Below are 18,612 nucleotides of genomic sequence, written 5' to 3' on the forward strand. Positions count from 1 at the left end.
ACCGCTCCCATACTTCTAATTTAGAACTACTTCTTATTTCGAAGTACGAGTATGGTGGTTCGAAATGGGAAACGCAACAGGCAAAGGCAGCGAGGCCTCGGGCTCGGAAGCAGGCGTGTACGCGGCGATGGAACTGCTGGGGCAGCGCTGGATGCTGCGCACGGTGTGGGAGCTTGAGCCTGGGCCGCTCGGATTCCTGGAGTTGCGTCGACGGATGGGTAACTGTTCTTCAAGCATGCTGGCGGACCGACTCGCAACCCTTACCGATGTAGGGATCGTCGAGAAATTGCCGGACAAACGCTACGAGCTGACAGCTCATCGAGGCCTGGCACTGGGGACGGCGCTCGAAGGGTTGTGGACCTGGGCCGACCGGAATACCGCAATTCTGCTCGCAAATTCGCGAAGGCTTGAACCTGGCGAGAACGCGCGACGACGCGACTGATTAACGGCGGCACACGTGCCCGCTCCAATATTCGTCACTGTGACACATTACGAGGCGACCCTTGTAGTCAGAGCTTAAAAGATGGCATGTTTCAGCATTTTCCAAGCAAGTGGTGGTCGAGCTGCGTAGTCAGGACGACCACGAGACTGCCGCAAGCCGCCCGGCGAACGTCGGCCGCACAACGAGCCCCAGCGGACGTTGGCGGCATGACGAACGCCTTGCCAACTACATCGGCAACATTCGCCAACTCGGCTGGCAAAGTGTCGCCTGCCAGGGGAGTTGGCGAGTTGGCCAGCTAGTTGGCGCGGATGACCTGAGTGTTCGTCTCGAAACTTCATTGCTGGCGTGACAGGCTACTCGGCGAAAATCTGCGATGTGCGTCGCGGCCCCCGGAAGATGCTCCCTGATTCAGGCGGATCAGTCACGGCAGTTCGCAGTCGTCGTGCACCTGCCACCGGTGCGAAGGTGTCGGTGGATGGATCCACGCGGACGTCGGCGACGTGAGGGAAGGGGCTGGACGGTACTGCGAGGTCGTACATCATTCGGGTGAGGGCACTCATCGACCCGCGCTGGGAGATTTCGAGATGGCTGTCGGCAGGCAGTGAGGTCAGCTGCGCGCGGCCCTCGCGCCACACCAGCACATCGTCGCGATGGCAGCCGCCTGGATGACCAAAGTCGAGGGCGCTGATGGCAACGAGTGGGCGGTCTCCCTCCAAGATTGCGCCAAGCCGCTCGTTGATTGCTTCGACGTCGATGCTCGCGCTAGTGATGCACGCAGACCGGTGAGCGAATCCGTTCCGAGCGACACGCTCGTGTGCCCAATGAGGGTCCGTATGGCCGCGGGAGTGACAGCGTCGAGCGGAAGGACAACAGGGCATCACACGTCCGCCCGCCGCGCCCCACGTAGGTTCCAGAGCAGCGCAAGGTCGTCCAGGGACCCCGGGCCGCACAGGACGATGACGTTTGGCCCGGCGTCGTAACGGTCGAATCCTGGCGACGGTAGGACGTCCGATTTTAAGGATGCTGGCGTACGCGTCGGGTACCGCTCCGTTGAGCGCGAGTGGGATCGGCGTGGGCAGTTGCGCCTCCCCAGACCTGAAATTGGTCCTCGATGACTGCCAAGGCCCCGCCGATAGCGCCGAAAGGGATCGGCAGTGCGACTCGCTGTGGTCGAGACAAGACGTGAAACTCGTGGGGTCCGTCGAGATGGTCGTCGTCGGGAAGCCCTCGCATGCAGACCCCTCCTTCTGGTGGTCACGCGATGCGCTTGTGAATGTCATATCACTATGCAAACATAACACGCATGACAGATGTTTCGGCCGTTCCCGCCCTCCTTCAGGCTATTCGCGCCACGCTTGATCTGACACAGGCTGAGCTGGCTGAGCGGATCGGGGTTTCGTTCGCCACGGTCAACAGGTGGGAGGGAGGAGCCAACAAGCCGCAGCGGGTCCAACTGGCCAAGATCACTGCACTGGCCGAAGAGGCCGGCGTCGACGTCGGCGACGTCCCGAACACGGGCGACGCGGTTGTGGCCCGGCGTCGCGGCCGTCAGGCCAAGTCGGCGACGCCGACCACTAAGCCGATGGAGCAGATGCTCTGGGACGCGGCCTGCTCGATTCGCGGCGAGAAGGACGCGCCGAAGTTCAAGGACTACCTGCTCCCGTTGTTGTTCTTGAAGCGCCTTTCCGATGTCTTCGACGACGAGATCGACCGCCTGGCCGAGGAGTACGGCGACCGCGAGGTCGCCGTCGAGATCGCCGACAACGACCATGATCTCCTCCGCTTCTACCTCCCGCCCGAGTCTCGATGGGCAGTCATCAGTGGCCGCGACCAGTACGATTGGCCGGACGACGAGCGCGGTCGCACGCCCCGCCCCCGCGACATCGGAGAGCACTTGACCAAGGCGGTGCGTGCGGTCGTCCGCTTCAATCCGACGCTGGCAGGCGTCATCGACGTCGTCGACTTCGCGGCCGAGCGCAACGGCGAGCGAGACATCAACCCTGCCAAGCTCAACGGTGTCGTCGAGACCTTCTCGGATCCGCGCTACCGACTGGGCCTCGCTGATGTGCAACCGGACTTCCTCGGTCGTGCCTACGAGTACCTCCTGCGCAAGTTCGCCGAGGGTTCCGGCCAGAGCGCTGGCGAGTTCTTCACGCCGACCGAGGTTGGCTTCCTCATGGCCCGGATCTTGCGCCCGAAGCCCGGCCAGACCTGCCACGACTACGCCAGCGGATCGGCTGGGCTCCTTATCAAGCTCCAACTCGTCGCGAACGAGCTCGATCCGACCGCGAAGGTGCCTCTGAAGCTCTACGGACAGGAGCTCCAAGCCGAGAGTTATGCGGTCGCGCGGATGAACGCAATCATCCACGATATGGACGTTGACCTGCGCCGGGGCGACACCATGATTAACCCGAAGTTCCGTACGCCGTCGGGCTCACTCGACCAGTTCGACCTCGTCGTCGCCAATCCGATGTGGAACCAGTCCTTTGGCGCTAGCATCTTCGAGGACGACCCCTACGACCGCTTCATCAGGAATGGCGGGGCGACTTCGGGCAAGGGCGACTGGGCCTGGCTGCAGCACACCCTCTCGGTCCTCAAGGACGGAGGGCGTGCCGCCGTGGTTCTCGACACCGGCGCTGTCACTCGCGGCTCCGGCTCGAAGAACGAGGACAAGGAACGCAACATCCGCAAGTGGTTCGTAGAGCAGGACCTCATTGAGGGTGTCATCCTCATGCCGGACAACCTCTTCTATAACACCACCGCCGCAGGCGTGATCGTGGTGCTCAACAAGCGCAAGCCCGAGTCCAAGAAGGGCAACATCACGCTCGTCAATGCTAGTAAACGCTTCACCAAGGGCAAGCCTAAGAACCACCTCGCCGACGAAGACGTGGCCGGCCTCGCGCGGCTCTTCAATGCGGGTGAGTCTGTCGAAGGCGAAGTTGCAGTCATCGACGGCGCCCAGGCTGCCGAAGCGGATTACAACCTCAGCCCTAGCCGATGGGCTGGAAACGGAGGCGCGGTCGTCCGACTTGATGTCGGTGATTTGCTCGCCGAACTCGACCTCTTGACTGGCGAGGATGCCGGCCTAACCGCGGACCTGCTGAAGCTGCTTGGGCCGCTCGCAGCATCGGGGGATGTCAAGTGACTGCTCAGGGCCCCTGGCCGATCCGGCCGTTTGCAGAAGTAGCCGACTATGGCGTCGGGAAGACGCCAGCGCGCGCGAACGCCGACTACTGGGCCAAGTCGGATCAAGACATTCCGTGGGTATCAATCTCGGACCTCGAACCCTTTGGTGTCGTGACAGACACCAAGGAGCGCGCAAGTCGCAAGGCGTTTGACGATGTGTTCCGAGGAAAGCTCGTGCCTGCCGGAACGCTCCTAATGAGTTTCAAGCTCACGATTGGAAAGGTTGCCACGCTGGGTATCCCCGCGGCGCACAATGAGGCAATCATCTCGATCTTCCCGCGTCCTGGGGTAGATCAGCGCTTTCTCGGCTACTTCCTTTCGCAGTTCGACTACAAAGAACTTCAGGATCGGCAGATCAAGGGGAACACCCTCAACAAGAGCAAGATCGACCGTATCCCTGTACCCGTGCCCCCCGAGACGGAACAGTCCAAGATTGCCGATGTGCTGGACTCTCTCCGTCGCGCGGTGGATCTTCAGCGATCTGTCTTGGCCAATCTCGACCAGTTGAAGGCTGCAGCGATGCAACAACTGTTCGCACAGGGACTGCGGGCGGAAGCTCAGAAGGACACAGAGATCGGCCCGCTTCCCGGGAGCTGGGAGTTGGTCACCATCGATAAGCACTTCTCGGTTGTCTCCGGAGGTACGCCATCGCGAGGCAACGCTTCCTACTGGCTTGATGGCACGATCCCGTGGGTCAAGACGACCGAGGTGAAGTATGCCGTCATCACCGAGACGGAAGAGCACATCACGCCGGCCGGGCTCGATGGCTCTGCTGCGAAGTTACTCCCGCCGGGCACGTTGCTCCTGGCCATGTACGGGCAGGGCGTAACGCGAGGGAAGGTCGGGATCCTGGGTATCGAGGCGACCTGCAACCAAGCGTGTGCGGCGATGACCCCGAAGGATGACGATGTCCTGCCGAGGTACCTCTACCACTATCTGACGTCGCGGTATGAGGCGATTCGCTCACTCGCCCACGGTGGACAACAGCAAAACCTGAACCTCGACATCGTGCGCACGATCGACGTGCCGGTGCCATCCACTGCCGATGAGCAACAGGAGATCGCCGACGTGCTTGACGCTCTCGACCGCAAGATCGACCTGCAGCGTCGCAAGCGCGACGTACTCGACCAGCTCTTCAAGTCGCTGTTGTACAAGTTGATGACCGGGGAGGTCTCGGTTGAGGATCTCGACTTAAGTGCGCTGCCGACGCTCGAGGGGAGCGCTGCATGACGCCGATCAAGATCTCCGAGGCCAAGTCGGTGCAGTTCCCGATGGTGAAGCACGCGTCGGCTGTCGGGTGGGAGCAGCTCACGCCCGAAGAGGCCGAGGGGATGCGGCGTGGCCGGGCGAACATGCTGTTCCCCGAAGTGCTGGAGGACAAGCTCCGAGAGTTCAACCCATGGCTGTCCGAGGACCAGGCCCGGGCGATCGTCGAAAGTATCGAGGCTCTCCCGGCGACGATCGAGGGCAACCGCGAGGTGCTGCGATGGCTGCGCGGAGAGCGACAGTGGAACGACGAGAACGAGCAGCGACAGCGACCAGTGCAGGTCGTCGAATACGGCTTTCCGGACCAAAACGCGCTGCAGGTCACCTGGGAGTGGAGGATTGAGCCGCCGGCACGCGCCAAGGGCAACAGAGCCGATGTCATGTTCGTCGTCAACGGCATCCCAATCACGATCGTCGAGCACAAAAACCCGAAAGATCGCGACGCCCTGACGAAGGCGGTTACCCAGCTTCGGCGCTACGAGAAGGAGACACCTGAGCTCCTCACACAGGCACAGCTCCACAACGAGACACACCTGATCGACTACTGGTACGGCGTCACCTGGAACGTTAACCGCCGGATGCTCTTCAAGTGGAAGCACACGAGCGACGAGTCCTACCGCGACGCGGTGCAGGCGTTCTTCGAGCCAAGCGACTTCCTGCGCACCCTTCGCGAGTGGGTGCTCTTCTACGTCGAGGACGGCGAGACCCGGAAGTCCGTCCTCCGCGAGCACCAGCGCGGGGCTGTCGACGCCGTTGTCGAACGCTGCGCCGACTCGACGAAGAACCGTGGGCTGATCTGGCACACCCAGGGTTCAGGCAAGACATTCACCTTGCTTACCGCGGCGCAGTTGATCCTGAGCCAGAAGGACCGCTTCAAGAACGCGACCGTCATCCTTGTCGTCGACCGCACCGAGCTGGAGGGCCAGCTCAAGGAGTGGGTCGACAGGCTCCTTGGTGAGATGCAGGCCAACGACATCCCCGTCCGGCGGGCGCACAGCAGGGACGACCTGCAGGACATCTTCGACTCAGACTTCCGTGGGCTCGTCGTCTCGATGATCCACAAGTTCGAGACGATCCGGAAAGACAGCTCTGACCGGGACAACATCTTCGTCTTCATTGACGAAGCGCATCGCTCTGTCGCTGCGGACCTCGGCTCCTACTTGATGGCCGCCGTACCGAACTCCACCATCATCGGCTTTACCGGAACTCCTGTCGGGGGCACGCAAGGCGGAGGGTCGGGATCGTTCCAGATCTTCGGCGCACAGGACGAGAAGGGCTATCTGCACAAGTACTCGATCATCGAGTCCATCGACGACGAGACGACGCTGCCGATCAAGTACATGCTCGCTCCCTCCACGATGTCCATGGAGCCAGAGGACCTCGACGAACAGTTCTACGCCCTCGCCAATGACGAGGACATCACTGACGTGGAGGAGCTCAACAAGGTACTCCAGCGGGCTGTCGGCCTGCGCACCTTCCTTGGTGCAGACAGTCGCGTGAAGCAGGTGGCCGAGTTCGTCGCCAACCATTTCAAGGAGAACGTCGACCCGTTGGGCTACAAGGCGTTCCTCGTTGCCGTCGACCGGGAAACGTGCGCCAAGTACAAGCGCGCTCTCGATGACCTGCTGCCGCCCGAATGGTCCGAGGTCGTCTATAGCAAGAACGCCAACGACGTCGTCGAGCGGCCGGATGTCCACGATCTCCAGCTCTCGGATGACCGGGAGAAGGAGGTGCGCCGCCAGTTCAAGAAGGCTGACCAGCAGCCAAAGATCCTGATTGTCACCGACAAGCTGCTGACCGGATACGACGCGCCGGTGCTGTACGCGATGTACCTCGACAAGCCGATGCGCGACCACGTGCTGCTCCAGGCGCTCGCCCGCGTGAACCGCCCCTACGTCGACAGCGAGGGAGTCCAGAAGAAGGTCGGCCTGGTGGTGGACTTCGTCGGAATCTTCAAAGAGCTACATAAGGCGTTGCGCTTCGACTCATCCGACGTCGAGGGCGCGCTGGAAGACCTCGACGTGCTGCTGGCCGATCTGCTCGACAAGATCGACGTGGCGTCGACCGAGTACCTCCAGGTCGAGAGCGGTCAGGGAGCCGACGAGCAGTTGGAGAGTCTCGTCTACGGCAAGTTCCTGACCGAGGACGCTCGCAAGGAGTTCTTCGACGCCTACCGCGACATCGAGTCTCTGTGGGAGATCCTCTCGCCGTCAGCAGAGTTGCGCGACCACATCGCGACATACAAGCGGCTCTCCGTGCTGTACGCCGCTGTGCGAAATGCATACTCCGACGTGGGCGGCTTCACCGCCGACCTGGAGTACAAGACCAAACGGTTGATCGAGGAGAGCGCGACCCAGGAAGGTCTCGGCCGCTTCAGCAAAGTTGCCACTTTCGACGTCCAGACACTGGAAGCCATCGGTAAGGACGACGGACCACCGGAGGAAAAGGTCTACAACCTCCTACGCGGTCTGCGGCAGGAAATCGAGGACAATCCTGCCGCTGCTGTCGTGCTCCAGAGCATCAAGGAGAAGGCGGACTGCGTCATCGAAAACCTCGAAGAGCGCAAGGTCAACGGGCTAGCCGCTCTCGACGAGCTGAAGGCAATCGCCGAGGAGAAGGACCGGCTGCGTGAGTTCGCGAAGAAGGCTGGGCTGTCGGATCGTGCCTTCGGCATCTATGCGGCACTCAGCAAGGAGCCCGCGCTGGAGAGCTCGACGGTAGACATCCAGTGGATCGCGACGACCATCGAGGTCGCCGTCGATCAGTTCCCGCACTGGAAGCAGAATTTGGACGAGCGTCGCCGCCTCCGCAGCGGCCTCTACAAGCCGCTCTTGGACAACAGGGTTCCCGCGAAGGCATGCAACGGGATCATCGAGAACGTCATGAACGTGCTGGAGAAGGTCTGATGGCGCGGCCCAAGATGATCCTGACTGCGGATCAGGTGCTCACCCGCAGGGCGATGGCCTGGGCGACCAAGATCCGCGTGAATCCCACCCGCATCGTGATTGCTGAGCTGGAGACGAAGTGGGGCTCCTGTGCACCTGACGGCGTTGTCACCCTGGCCGGCGATCTCGTCGACATGCCCGAGGAGTTCCAGGACTACGTCGTGGTCCACGAACTGCTCCACCTGCGCTACCGCTCCCACGGCAAGGCATTCACCGCCATGATGACCGCCCTCGTCCCCGACTGGCGAGAGCTCGAGATTTCAAGCCCCGTGAGGGAAGTGCGCAAGTGAGCGAGGCGGGAGGTAGTTCCTAAGAGTGCTTGGCCGGAGATTCCCGAGGTTGCAATCATCCGAAAGATTCTCGATGACGGACTTCTTATCGAGTACGGCGCTGGGATTCGGTTCGTGCCGGGGGAACCTCCTGTCGAGGTCGCCGTCGGAAACACGGTTCAGTTCAGCGAGGTCGACGGCGTGCAGCGGGTCTTCGATCAGGGTCCGGTCAGGTACCGAGATGAGGGCGTCGGAGACGACAGCATTGACGAGTATCTGGTCCCTGCTGGCGCTGACGGCCCAACGTTCGCCTCATTCGCTGGCTACCACGAGGTCCGCCAGCGTGCCGTTGAACTGATCGAGACCCAGCCATCGGTGCCCGCCTTGTGAAGGCTCGACGTCGCCAACCTGTCGCCACGGAGTCGCCTGGCTGGGCCTATGTCAGACGGGCGCGATAGTCTAGTGGACGATCAGACTTTGAACGAGGAGAACCAGGGTGGCACAGCAGGATCCATCGGCACCGGTCCCGGCTCTGCGCGTACGGCAGTGGTTAGCCGAGTGGAACGAGCTAACTTACGATGAATCACAGAGGCAAGCGCGCCCCAAAGAACACTTCTACTTGTTCTCTCTCCCCGCTTCGCAGCTACGCAAGCTTGCGGGGATCTATCGTCGTTCCACTGACGTCATCGCACCCCGAAAAGACGATCTGGGTATTCAGCGCAAGCATGACCCGGAACGTAGCGAAGAAATTAGGAGATACGTCGAGGGTGGATACCCTTGGTCTGGCCTCAGTGACGCGAAGCGTCGTAACACAGAGAACGACAGCCTTAAGAAGCCAGGGTGGCTACCCACGGCGGTTGTGGTAAATATTCTCACAGAGGGCGATATCCGATCCGGAAAAACCGCGACAGCCGACAACGTAATTCGCGTCACTGACGATGCGGAATCGACCTCCGCATCGCTATACCTGCCTTCTTTGGCAGAAGATGATGGGGATCGAATCCCACCTATTGAGGTCATTGATGGTCAGCACCGGCTCTTCGCGTTCGACGATGACGATGACGATGCAGATGTTGAAGACTATTATCTGCCAGTAGTCGCATTTCACGGGTTGGATATATCTTGGCAGGCCTACCTCTTCTGGACAATTAACATCAAGCCCAAGAAGATCAATCCTTCACTAGCATTCGATCTCTACCCTTTGCTCCGCGAGCAGGACTGGCTAGAGAGTGGCGAAGTAGTACATGTCTATCGCGAAAGCCGCGCACAGGAGCTTACAGAGGCACTTTGGTCTAGCCCTGATAGTCCTTGGTACCGCCGAATCAACATGCTTGGGGGGACGCGAAAAGAGAACGGGCCGGTGACTCAGGCGGCGTTCATTCGCAGCTTGACAGCGAGCATGGTTAAATCATGGCGATCATATAAGGGACCGGGAGGAATCTTCGGTGGAACGCCTGACAGTAGCGATGGGCTTTCCTGGTCCAGATTGCAGCAGTCGGCATTTCTCTTAACTGCTTGGAAGCTGCTTGCGGAGAAGACCAAGCAAGCGAAGCCTGAGTGGGCGGAGATCTTGCGAGAACAGGCCGCCGAACTAGACGATCTGAGTGAGGTTCGAGTAACGTACCATGATCCCGCGTTTACTGGTGCGCATACTTTGCTCGCTACCGACCAGGGCGTGCGAGGTTTCCAGTACATAGTAAATGATCTCTGTTTCATTCGACAGAAAGAGCTGAAGCTCGCTGATTGGCAAGATTTTTCCGATTTTGCTGATGTCACTCCTGAGAACGTTGCGGTCACAGCGGAGACGCTAAAAGAACAGCCGGTGTTGGCGTTCCTGAATCATCTTTGCGAGGCGCTGACAACGTTTGACTGGAGGACGAGTGGTGCCCCCGATCTTGACGAGCAGGCACGGCTAGCGAAAGCAGCGCTGCGCGGAAGCGGAGGATATAAGGAACTCCGGTCGCAGCTAGCCAATCATTTGCGAGCGTCTAGTTTTACTGACATTGCAAGTGCGGCAAACTACCTCGGTTCTTGAAGTGGCAGCTCGTATACAGCAGCCCCTGAGTGCTGCAAAACGCACGTTTCTTGAGCGAGCCTCGCGTCAAGAAGTCATCAATGCCCTGAGCAGCATCTCAATTCCGGAAACTGCCGAATGGCTTGACTCCAACAACCCATATAGCCAGATGGCACAAGACCGTATCGAAGCCGACGGTAAAACTGTTCCTGCCGCGACTCAAGGAGAATTTGCAAAATATCTGGCTGCGAGCTCCTTTGTTCACTGTGGCGACTCTTGGGGGTATCTTGGTCGCGCCATCGATGCGTTGATACGTGGCGACCTCCACGGAGCCGTGCATCTCACTTATTACGCCGAACTGAGGGGGGCTATCTCTCTCCTTGCCTCGGAAGGGATCTATATTGGCAACAGCGTTAATTTTGTGTTGACAGCTGGCGGCGCGGTCGATCTCGTGACAAAAGATCCCACTCATAGCGCGGCTTGGATGTATTTGTCGGCATGGAACGATCAGGTTCGTTCAAAGTCGCTGATCTCCAAAGTTCTGCGACCAGGCGGAACAACTCTTAGTGTTTGGGCGCAGAATATGCCTTCTGGTGGTGTGAACTCGGTAGTTTCTGAGCTTCTGACTCGTATGGCGTTCGATCTGCAGTCATTCGCAAATGACCGTTCCCGGCGAAACACGGCGAGCTATACGCCCACCCGGCTGGTCATCGAGGATCTTAGCGTTGAGGTGACTGCTAGTGCGGTTTCAAGGTTCTGGCAGGTGCTTGAGCCGAGTTCCCGTGGAACTTTCCCTATTATGGATCAGCTTCTACTAAAGGACGTTCTCAAGGCATCGTATGCTCCTACTCATCAGGAAGTAGATGACAGCGGAGATTTCACCGGTGAGATCGATTGGACTGAGTGGGAACATTGGCTCCGGCATGTCGCTCCTGCGTCGATTCCGGGTACCGCTCTTTTCCAAGAACTTCTGTCGATGCCCGCTCAACCTGTTCTATCGGCTCTGTTCGACGCGGGTAACAACTCGGTTCAACCAGCTGAGTTCATTGAAGCAATGCTTTCTCGAACATCCGTATTATTGCGGCTGGCTACCGGATCATGCGTGCACCTCCTTGAAGACTCAGGACTTTCGGAGGCGAACATCGCACCGTGGGTCCAGTCGCTCAGCGTCGTTCGTGGGCTCTGGGAGGCCGATGATCTCCCGGAGGACATGCTCGATCTTTGGTCAGATATCGAAGATGCCCGAGTGACACTTGATTCGACGACTTATGCGAGCCCGCATGCTCTCCTCAATGCCGTCGGATCCCAACTCCTAACTCTTGGGCAGGCGGAGCGTGTAGTCGCATGGAGTTTCGCTTGAGGTCTGGAGTGAGCATGACACAGAGAGTCGGAGCGCTCGCGTGAAGTATATGGGAAGCAAGAGCGCCCTACTCCGAGGAGAGTTGGGGGAGATCCTCGTCGCGTCTAGCGCGGGCGCCTCGCGGTTCGTGGATCTGTTCTCTGGCTCTGGCTCTGTCAGCCACTACGTTGCGGAGAACATCAACATCCCTGTATTGAGTGTTGACTTACAGCACTACTCGAAAATACTTGCCGAGAGCATTACGGGCCGGGATTGCCCTCAGACTGACGGTCCGATTATTAACAAGTGGACGGCGGACGTGGGTAGGGGGCTACTCGACGATGCGATCTATGAGGCTCTGCGCGAGCCAATTGCGCGCCTCGGAAAGGCGACTGTCCTACGATCCCGACGTAGTTCCGAAAGAACAGTCGGCGTCGGATTTGTAACTCAGCATTATGGGGGGCACTATTTCTCGCCGCAACAAGCGTATTCGCTAGATCGACTGTATGAGGAGCTTCCGAAAGAGGAACCCGATCGAACACTATGTCTCGCCGCTCTGCTCCATACGGCTAGCATTTGCGCAGCCGCTCCCGGACACACTGCGCAGCCGTTTCAACCCACCCCCAAATTGTTGCCATACATAAAGTCCGCCTGGAGCAGAGACCCTGTCCACGAATGTCAACGACAAGTCTCAATCCTCGCAGCACGGCATGCAAAGGTGAAGGGGCAAGCTCGTGTGGGTGACGCTCTCGAAGCCGTATCTAGTCTGGGTGACGAAGATCTTGTGTTCTGCGACCCTCCTTATTCCGCTGTTCAGTACAGTCGCTTTTACCATGTGCTAGAGGGAATTTCTCGAGGTGGCTGGAATGGCGTATTTGGCGCAGGTAGGTCACCTGCGCGCGGATATCGAGAGTCGTCCGACTTCAGCATGAAAGCTCAGGCCTCTAGCGCTATGGCACAACTCCTCAGCGCTCTTCGAGAAAGATCGTGCAGGGTGCTGGTGACATTCCCTGACGCTGATGCAAGCAATGGGCTCAGCAGTAGTGACATTGTGGCCCTGGCTGGCGATTCATGGCATGTTCGTGAACACTACGTTGATTCGACCCACAGCACGCTGGGAGGGAGCTCAAGCCAAGGGGGAAGGGGTGGGAGACGAGCTCTGAAAGAAGCGGTTCTTCTTTTCGAGCCACGCACAGCGATTATTTCGTTGCTGGAAAGCCGTCGACCAGAACGACAAGACGTACTCTCGGTACCTCACACTTCGGAAGCGGCATCTGCTGTCGCAACAGCGGCAACTGTTAGCTGAGCGTCAAAGTCGTTGGCTAGGTTCTCATTCTGCTGCCTACGCAATCGCTATGCGGAGGATCCTTGGGATGGCCAACTGTCAGGCTATGGCTCGTCACGAATACGACACGACCGGTGGCGCGGAGGTGTGGCAACGCGGTACCGAGGCATGGCACTGGGGGCGGCACTCGAAGGGCTGTGGACCTGGGCTGACCAGAATGCCGGAATTCTGCCCGCAAACTCGCAAAGGTTCAAACCTAGCGAGAATACGCACCGCCGCGACTGATTGACGGCGACATGCACCCACTCAGATATTCGTCACGGTGACATATTTCCGGGGTGGCTCGTTGTAGCCACAGCCTAACCATGGGGCATGTTTCAGGAATTTCCCAGCAAGGGGCAGTCAGGCTGCGTGATCAGAACGAGCACAAGACTGCCGCAAGCCGCCCCAGCAGGCATTGGCGGCATAACGAACACCGCGCCAACTAGGCTGACAGATCGCCAACTCGGCTGGCAGGTAACAGGACGAGTCGTCTCACCTGTTTGCACTCGCAACTGGTAACGAGACGTGTTGAGGTAGGGCGAGTTGTCGCTGTAGTTACCATCGGAAGTGTGAGTCAGCCGATCGAGCAACGCTGGAACCACAACATCCACTATCACCGAATCGTGCTAGGGGCGATACCTGCGGGAGCGGTCTCCGCGCTCGACGTCGGGACGGGTGACGGACTCCTCGCAAGGGAATTGGCCCAACGACTTCCTGACGTCACGGCGATTGACGTCGACCGAGACATCGTGGGTTCCACGCGCGCAGAGTTCGATGCGGTCGACTTCGTCGTCGGCGATGTCATGACGCATGAGTTCCACCGACAGTTCGACGTCGTAGCCTCCGTGGCCACCTTGCACCATCTGGATGACTTATCGGCCGCTCTACGTCGTCTCGCCGATCTGACCTCACCTGGTGGGGTCTTGGTAGTAGTTGGACTCGCACGGCCGACTCGCTGGAGTGACTTCGCTATGGATGCAGTTGGAGTCATCCAGCACCGATGGCTGTCCGTGGCGTCACGGGCTCTGGGAACACTCCGCGCCGACAGTCTGGCCGCCGGCACACTCGTACCAAGAGATATATCGGTCCGCCGTCGCTGAGCTCCCGGGAGTCTCATGGAAGAAGCTCCCGTTGTTCAGGTACTCGCTGACCTGGCGCAAACCAGAGATGATTTCGAACGGCGGAAACTGACAGCAGAACAACACCTTTCATCGGTCTCACTCGTCTTAGTTGACTGACAACGAGACGTGCGATGTAGGACGAGCTGCTTCTTCAAGTCACGATTCAGAACCGAATCTGCCGGGGTTTACGATGGGGCAATCCCGGCTCTTGCCGACTCGTGAACGGCCCGTGATCGCTGACCACACGCGAACCCCTGCGCCGTATATCGTGGGCTCTGAGAGCGCGCGATGTCCGCGTTGTCGCGGACATCGCAACGGAGGAGGCGAAGGTGCGGGCGCCTAAGAACGAAGCTACGGGAAGTTCGGGTGAGTCTGAGGTCTTGGCGCAGTTCGAGCGTTTGGGCTGGGGTGGGGTGATCGATAGCCGGCACGACACAGGGACCGACCTGTATCTGCGACCGCGGGACGCCCGCCGATACGAACTCGGCGCCGTGATGGGTGCCCAGGTCAAGACGGGACCGTCCTACTTCAGATCACCGCAAAAGGATTCCGACGGCACGATCACCGGGTGGTGGTTTACCGAGGACGACCGTGAACACTTCGACTACTGGCTCCGGCACGCTCTACCGCACGTGATGGCCCTGCGCGACCAAGACAGCAACCTCACGTACTGGGTTCACATCACCCCCGAGCAAGTCGTCTCGACCGGTAAGGGTGCAAAGATGCTTGTGCCGGCCTCACAAACAGTTGACGCCAACCACAACGAAGCACTTTCCGACGTTGCCCTGACACAGCTTCCAACCCCGGCCTGGGACGGGACGGCGTGGACCGGAGCCGCGCACCTCGCATCAGCAGCCGGAATCAGGCATGCCCTCATCACACCCCGACTCATCGCACCCCACCCGAACCTTGCCCCAGATTCGATCACTGGGGTCGAAGCCCTCGCGATGCAAATGCTGTTCCGGGACGACCTCGAACGGATTCTGGAACCGATGAGCCTACCAATCGCACGAGAGAGTGACGCTCAGCAGAAGGGCCTGGCCCTCGGCGCTGCACGAAAGGCCGAGGACTGGTGCTGGCGCGCTACTGCCGCTCTTCATCTCCGGCACTACAAAGGAGAGCCCGCCGACCTACTTCGGCTAGCCGACTTAGATTTGACGCCGTCTGAACGCGCCGCGGCATCCGTCCTCTGCTGTGTCTATCACTTCGACGAGAACGATCCTGATGCGGCGCTCGAGGTGCTCGACGACGCCCTTGCACATGACGATTACTCCCCGGTGGATCACGCATGGCTCGAAGCTCAACGAGCACGGACGCTGCTAGAGGTCGGACGACACGAGGAGGCTTTCGACCTCGCGATGAAGGCCCAGCGCATCCACAGGGAAGCACCGTCAGACGCCACAGCCGCGGCCATCGCAGGAACGTGTGCGATGACGTCGTTCAAGGCAACCGGCTGGATGCAGGGCGACATCGCGAACACCATCCAGCGGGGTGACAACCCAGCGTCCTGGTGGAGAACACAGGTGATGTCCTACGGCCTGTCCGCTCATCTCTCGGAGGAATTCCGGAGGTGGAGCGAAGATACGGCGATTAGGATCGGGAACTCAGACGCCGCCCATAAACGACTCCTCTCCGCCGCGTTGCTGTCCTCATGCGCTGCTGACCATGACGGATGGCGTGGCGCAATCGGCGCTCTCGCCGAGCATTTCCTTGTCACTACCGACCCCACAGACAATCCCGGCAAAATCGCTGGGCAGCTCACTCTTCTCCGTCTCTCCGGTGACAGCACGAGCACTGCGCGCGCAACTCGACACATCGTGCGCAGGGGTCCAACAATCGCCGCCAGGATCTCGGCGAGTGACGTGAACTTGTCCCGATCAACCCGAACAACCGCTTCGGCAGATATCGAACTTCTGACGGCCGCCGGCGACGTTCTCGAACCGGCATACGCCGACCAAATCTGCACGTGGGCCTTAGCGACTCTCCAAGAGCCACAGGCGTACAGGGAACGTGTTCGGCCTACATTCATCGTGCTCTACAAGATCATCGATCTACTGAAGGCCATGGTCTGGACGTTGAGCGAGGACGCCCTTCACAACGTGATCGACTACTTCCTCGACCAACCACCGGTCACCGACGATGGAACCGCGCAGACACTCGCCCCGCTGATCCGTGCGATTCCCGAAACCGCCTGGCGTGAAAACGACCGACAGCGCGCGGCAATCCGGGCTGAGGGCGACGCACCCTACCTACGCGAGGAATTCCTGGCGATCGCTGCTCCTGCAATCGAGGAAAGCCGTGAGCAAATCCTTCAACGAGCCCAGGCCGGGGAGTTGATCATCTTCCAAGCCATCGACGACGTGCGAACGCTGCCCACCGACGCCGTCAACGCCCTCGCCGACCGCCTGTGCAGCGCCGTCGACGATCTCATCGCGAAAGCCAGCAAAGGCGCATACGGGCGTGGCGGCCTCGACCCCGGTCACGCACTGACCTTGCTCGGTGTCTGGCACCCTTCGAGTGTGCGGTGGGATCGTATCGAAGCTCTGTTGACAGCTCCCAGGGTCCTACCTCGACAACAGTCTGCCGCCTTGCAAGTACTCGCCATCCATGGAGTTGCACTCACTGATTCCGTCAAGACACAACTAGTCGAAGCCACGTCCACTCTTCGGAGCCGAGAGCCAGCGCAAACGTTCTCCGATGATAGCGAAGACATCCGAGGTCTCGCCGCCGAAGCACTCGCCGCACTCACGGATGAGGCCTACCGCGAATCCTTGATACGAAAACTTCTCTGCGGCGATAGTGCTTGCCGCGCGGCAAGTGCACGGATCATCGAGCGTTTCGGCGACAAGGCAGAGTCCGAACTTCTTCTCGCCCTAGCGGGTGACGCAGACGAAACCGTACGCAACGCGGCACTCGGCGGACTGAGCAAGCTGGTCGTTGCCGATCGCGCATCTCTAGAAATCGTGACAGTCCTGTCGGAGGTCCTGGAAACTGGCGGAACTTGGAGCGCCGCATCGATCGTTCCCCGGCTCCACACGCCTTCGGACGTGCCAGCAGTTTCTAAACTGCTGGCCATAGCCACCCAGCACCCATCTTCACAGATTCGCCAGGCTGCCCGCGAGAGCACCACCGACTGAGTGTTCCGGGCGCACTACTTATTGGGTAGCGCGCGGACTTGCTCAAGGGCATGCTCAACAAGAGCCGGCAAATCCTCAGTTTCGGAATCGACGTCGAACGAGCGCCAGTTTCGCATTGGACGGCCGGGCATGGCGTCGCCGGCGCGCGGGTCGGAGGAAAGCCATTCTGCATCAGGATCCACCCGCACGAGCAGTCCGTCATCTCCCACTGCAACCGTCATGTGGCCGTTCACTATGAATGCGAGACCACCGAACATCGACTTCTCTGTCGGCGCGTGGTCGGAGAGAAGGACGCGTACTCGTTGAGAAAGATTCTCATCGATAGCCATATGCTTAGGATACAGCCACATCGCGGACCATGTACGAGATACCTGAGCCTCGCAGCGTGCGCCAGCCGATGGCCATTAGCCGAGGATGCACTACGGTGCAATCCGGGTGCGCAGCAATTCAGTGCCGTCGCCAGTTAGCGCACTAAGCGCAGTGCCACGGCCTGTTATCGCAAGCAGTAGCGCGGGTGCAGGTCCTCGGACCGTGGCGCCGGTTCCATGAGTCCAGTCAAGATCCGTGGCCTCGAAGCGGATGCCGCTCATCGTTCCTTTGCCAACGATCCCTGACGGGGCCTTGGCTACCGCGTTGAGCGCCGTTAGGGCCCGGTCGCTAGGGATGTCGTAGGGCAAGCCGAGAGGCCATCGGATATCTAGCCCATGTAATAGGACGTCGGTCAGCGGCGCCTCGGGACCTTCGCCTGGCGGTGTGAACCGAGTATCGGCTTTCTGATCGAGAATCCTGATGAGCTCCTCGAATGGGTGGGCGGCCTGCCGTCGCGTCAAACGTTCGTTTGCGCGGTCGAAGTTTCCGGCGGCAAGAATCATGGCGATCGCGAACTTTGGAATACTGACTTCTAGCGGCATGGTGAGGTGCGCGACCACATCGTGCACAGTCCAGGCATTACAGAGGCTTTGGGCTGCCTGTTCGTCATTTGTGAGAATCGAGAGTTGTTCGGATAGTCGGCGGCGCTCATCTGCAATCGCAGCGAAGATGTCCACCCTCCGATCATGTCGCGACCCGGTCGCGTACGCCAACTCGAGGAGGGTCGAGACTAGGAAGTGAGTTAAGTACTCCAGCTACGAGCGTTCAGTAGACCGACGTGCGCTAAGTCAGTCGTGTTCGTCGAGAATCGACACGTATCTGGCGTAGGCAGCTGCCGAAGCTAGCGCGTGTCGCTCGATGGTGGCGGGGGAGTAGCCCAACGTATCGGCCAAGATGGCGGCTGGCGCGAGTCGGGTGAGTTCGTGCAGGGTGCCGAGCCTGGCAGCACGGGTGCTGAACGTCGACTTCAGCCGGTTCCGTAAGTGGCCCGGATTGATGTGTTGGCCAGGGACGTAGCCTCGGAATACCCAATTCGTGGCGGGGTGTGCGGCAGTATTCGCGAGGTCGCGAGTAGTGCCCCATAGAGTGGTGTAACTCGGTGACCAGGACTGTCGCCGGCAGCGTGTGGCTGCCAGCACGAGAGCGGTCACCGTGTGATCCTTCGAGTGAACCTCTCACAGCACTCTCGAATGGAGT

Annotated in this window: 12 protein-coding genes; 10 read left to right on the forward strand and 2 right to left on the reverse strand. The window is 59.9% G+C overall.

Annotation, left to right across the window (positions count from 1 at the left end; genetic code table 11):
- Positions 1–64: 64 nt before the first annotated feature.
- From L5G32_RS06655 to L5G32_RS06695, 10 genes are all read left to right on the forward strand, one after another.
- The gene (locus L5G32_RS06655; protein ID WP_237010221.1) at positions 65–442 is read left to right on the forward strand and encodes a winged helix-turn-helix transcriptional regulator; all 378 of its coding nucleotides are present in this window, start codon (positions 65–67) and stop codon (positions 440–442) included.
- Positions 443–1,715: 1,273 nt separating this feature from the next.
- Complete coding sequence (locus L5G32_RS06660; RefSeq protein WP_237010222.1) at positions 1,716–3,587, forward strand: N-6 DNA methylase; 1,872 nt, start codon at positions 1,716–1,718, stop codon at positions 3,585–3,587.
- Positions 3,584–4,858, forward strand: a complete 1,275-nt coding sequence (locus tag L5G32_RS19345; protein ID WP_237010223.1) for a restriction endonuclease subunit S — start codon at positions 3,584–3,586, stop codon at positions 4,856–4,858. Before L5G32_RS06660 ends, L5G32_RS19345 begins: the two co-directional genes overlap by 4 nt.
- Positions 4,855–7,800 carry a type I restriction endonuclease subunit R gene (locus L5G32_RS06670; protein WP_237018566.1) on the forward strand — a complete coding sequence of 982 codons (2,946 nt, stop codon included), beginning with the start codon at positions 4,855–4,857 and terminating at the stop codon, positions 7,798–7,800. The genes L5G32_RS19345 and L5G32_RS06670 overlap by 4 nt, the downstream gene beginning before the upstream one ends.
- Positions 7,800–8,129 (forward strand): M48 metallopeptidase family protein, encoded by a 330-nt coding sequence (locus L5G32_RS06675; protein ID WP_237010224.1) that lies wholly within the window; start codon positions 7,800–7,802, stop codon positions 8,127–8,129. Before L5G32_RS06670 ends, L5G32_RS06675 begins: the two co-directional genes overlap by 1 nt.
- A 475-nt stretch (positions 8,130–8,604) precedes the next feature.
- On the forward strand, positions 8,605–10,143 hold the full coding sequence (locus L5G32_RS06680; protein WP_237010225.1) for a DGQHR domain-containing protein: 1,539 nt from the start codon (positions 8,605–8,607) through the stop codon (positions 10,141–10,143).
- Complete coding sequence (locus L5G32_RS06685) at positions 10,118–11,482, forward strand: hypothetical protein (RefSeq protein ID WP_237010226.1); 1,365 nt, start codon at positions 10,118–10,120, stop codon at positions 11,480–11,482. The genes L5G32_RS06680 and L5G32_RS06685 overlap by 26 nt, the downstream gene beginning before the upstream one ends.
- A 49-nt stretch (positions 11,483–11,531) precedes the next feature.
- Positions 11,532–12,767: a DNA adenine methylase gene (locus tag L5G32_RS19445; protein WP_372491647.1), complete on the forward strand. Its 1,236-nt coding sequence runs from the start codon at positions 11,532–11,534 to the stop codon at positions 12,765–12,767.
- A gap of 644 nt (positions 12,768–13,411) precedes the next feature.
- Positions 13,412–13,888: a class I SAM-dependent methyltransferase gene (locus L5G32_RS06690; protein WP_237010262.1), complete on the forward strand. Its 477-nt coding sequence runs from the start codon at positions 13,412–13,414 to the stop codon at positions 13,886–13,888.
- Between the two features lie 350 nt (positions 13,889–14,238).
- Positions 14,239–17,046, forward strand: a complete 2,808-nt coding sequence (locus L5G32_RS06695) for a DUF4365 domain-containing protein (RefSeq protein WP_308192019.1) — start codon at positions 14,239–14,241, stop codon at positions 17,044–17,046.
- Positions 17,047–17,060: 14 nt separating this feature from the next.
- On the opposite strand, the gene L5G32_RS06700 is transcribed toward L5G32_RS06695, so the two are convergent.
- On the reverse strand, positions 17,061–17,375 hold the full coding sequence (locus L5G32_RS06700; RefSeq protein WP_237010228.1) for a TfoX/Sxy family protein: 315 nt from the start codon (positions 17,373–17,375) through the stop codon (positions 17,061–17,063).
- A gap of 90 nt (positions 17,376–17,465) precedes the next feature.
- Positions 17,466–18,092, reverse strand: coding sequence for a maleylpyruvate isomerase family mycothiol-dependent enzyme (locus L5G32_RS06705; RefSeq protein ID WP_237010229.1), 627 nt, complete (start codon positions 18,090–18,092; stop codon positions 17,466–17,468).
- Positions 18,093–18,612: the final 520 nt, after the last annotated feature.

It is taken from the genome of Gordonia zhenghanii, assembly GCF_021738965.1.
In the GTDB taxonomy this organism is placed as follows: Bacteria; Actinomycetota; Actinomycetes; order Mycobacteriales; family Mycobacteriaceae; genus Gordonia; species Gordonia zhenghanii.